The sequence below is a fragment of the Pseudomonas sp. PS02303 genome, from assembly GCF_029959925.1.
GTDB classification, from domain to species: domain Bacteria; phylum Pseudomonadota; class Gammaproteobacteria; order Pseudomonadales; family Pseudomonadaceae; genus Aquipseudomonas; species Aquipseudomonas mandelii.
In genome coordinates, this window is sequence record NZ_JASCOM010000482.1 from 1 (window position 1) to 2,020 (window position 2,020).

General features: G+C 63.2%; 3 protein-coding genes. All 3 read left to right on the forward strand.

The features are described from left to right. The first annotated feature begins 86 nt into the window (after positions 1–86). The 3 genes from QMX98_RS34285 to QMX98_RS34295 are packed head-to-tail and all read left to right on the forward strand — an operon-like array spanning position 87 to position 1,947. Positions 87–461, forward strand: a complete 375-nt coding sequence (locus tag QMX98_RS34285) for a septal ring lytic transglycosylase RlpA family protein (protein WP_102594410.1) — start codon at positions 87–89, stop codon at positions 459–461. Between the two features lie 50 nt (positions 462–511). Continuing rightward, positions 512–1,570, forward strand: coding sequence for a calcium/sodium antiporter (locus QMX98_RS34290; protein ID WP_282412071.1), 1,059 nt, complete (start codon positions 512–514; stop codon positions 1,568–1,570). After that, on the forward strand, positions 1,567–1,947 hold the full coding sequence (locus QMX98_RS34295) for a carboxymuconolactone decarboxylase family protein (RefSeq protein ID WP_010463373.1): 381 nt from the start codon (positions 1,567–1,569) through the stop codon (positions 1,945–1,947). Before QMX98_RS34290 ends, QMX98_RS34295 begins: the two co-directional genes overlap by 4 nt. Positions 1,948–2,020 lie beyond the last annotated feature (73 nt).

Below are 2,020 nucleotides of genomic sequence, written 5' to 3' on the forward strand. Positions count from 1 at the left end.
GACGGCAGCACATCCAACATTGATGTGTCAGACAGCCCGCCATCGCGAGCAGGCTCGCTCCCACATTTGTATGTGGATACCTTTAAATGAAGCGTCTACTGGGTGCCTGCGCCCTGCTCGCTCTGCTGGCCGGTTGCGCCAGTAACGACGTCATCGACCCACACGGCTACGACAAGACCGGTACGGCGTCCTATTACGGCGCCAAACACCAAGGCAAACGCACTGCCAGCGGCGAGCGTTTCAACAAGAATTCCCTGACCGCCGCCCATCGCCAATTGCCGTTCGGCACGCGGGTGAAGGTCACCAATCTGAATAACGACAAGTCCTGCGTGGTCCGAATCAACGACCGCGGGCCGCACACCCGCGGGCGCCTGATTGATCTTTCACACGAGGCCGCCGAACAACTGGGTATGCTCCGTAGCGGCACCGCACGGGTTCGCGTGCAAGCCCTCGACGATTAACAGACGGAGCCCCGACCATTTTCGGACTTGCCGATTTACCCCTGATCAGCCTGATTGAGATGCTCGGCGGCCTGCTGTTGCTGATCGCCGGCGCCGAACTGATGGTCCGTGGCGCCGTGCGCCTGGCGGCGCGCTTGCAGGTGCGGCCGCTGATCATCGGCCTGACCATCGTCGCCTTGGGCAGCAGCGCACCGCAGATGGCGGTCAGCCTGCAAGCCACCCTGGCGCAAAACGCCGACATCGCCGTCGGCAGCGTGATCGGCAGCAGCATCTTCAACATCCTCGTCACCTTGGGGCTTTCGGCGCTGATCATTCCGCTGCGGGTTTCACGGCAACTGGTGCGCCTGGATATTCCGCTGATGATCGGCGCCAGCCTGCTGGTGTTTGTATTGGCGTGGAATGAAGAGCTGACCCGCATGGACGGCATCGTTCTGCTGGCGGCCCTGGCGCTGTACCTGGGCTTGTTGCTGCGCCAGTCGCGGCACTCGACCCGTCCGCCCTCCCACGACGGAACTCCCCAGGCAGCGTGGTTCAGCAGCGTGTTGATGATCGTCGCCGGACTGGCGATGCTGGTCTACGCCGGCCATTTGTTGCTGGGCGCCGCCGTGGCGGTTGCGACCGATCTGGGTCTGTCGGAGCGGGTCATCGGCCTGACCATCGTCGCCATCAGCACCTCCCTGCCGGAACTGGCCACCTCATTGATCGCGGCCTTGCGCGGTCAGCGGGACATTGCCGTGGGTAACGTGATCGGCAGCAACCTGTTCAACCTCCTGGGCGTACTCGGCCTGACCGCGCTTGTCGCCCCCTCGCCGCTGTCGGTCTCGCCCAATGCCCTGGATTTCGACCTGCCGGTGATGCTCGGTGTGGCGGTGCTGTGCCTGCCGCTGTTCTACACCGGTTACCGGGTGACCCGCGCCGAAGGTCTGCTGTTTTTGGGGTTGTATCTCGCTTACGGTCTGCACGTGGTGTCGTTCACCACCGGCATGCCCCTGGCCGGCAAGCTTGAACACTTGATGCTGTTTTTTGTCCTGCCGGCGCTGGTGGCGTTTCTGCTGTTCACATCGCTGCGCGCCTGGCGTCGCCAACACCACAAGAGGGAAATGCCATGACTGACAACAAAAAGCCTGGTGTAGAAGTCCGCCGCCAGGTGATGGGCGATGCGTTCGTCGACCGCGCGCTGGGCAATGCCACTGAGTTCACCCAGCCGCTGCAGGACTTCGTCAATGAACACGCCTGGGGCGCCGTGTGGAACCGCGAAGGCCTGCCGCTGAAAACCCGCAGCCTGATCACCCTCGCCGCGCTGACGGCGTTGAAGTGCCCGCAGGAGTTGAAAGGCCACGTCCGCGGCGCGCTGAACAACGGCTGCACCGTGGAAGAGATTCGCGAGGCGTTGCTGCATTGCGCAGTGTATGCCGGTGTGCCGGCGGCGATTGATGCGTTTCGGGCGGCGCAGGAAGTGATCGACAGCTATCAGAAGCCTGAGTGAGTCTTCAAAAGTTGTGGTGACAGGACTGGCGCCTTCGCGGGCAAGCCTCGCTCCTACAGGGCGAGGCTTGCCC

Excerpts from the sequence above, each read along its gene's own strand:
- QMX98_RS34295 (WP_010463373.1), top strand. The coding sequence starts at position 1,567 with ATGACTGACAACAAAAAGCCTGGTGTAGAAGTCCGCCGCCAGGTGATG.
- QMX98_RS34285 (WP_102594410.1), top strand. The coding sequence starts at position 87 with ATGAAGCGTCTACTGGGTGCCTGCGCCCTGCTCGCTCTGCTGGCCGGT.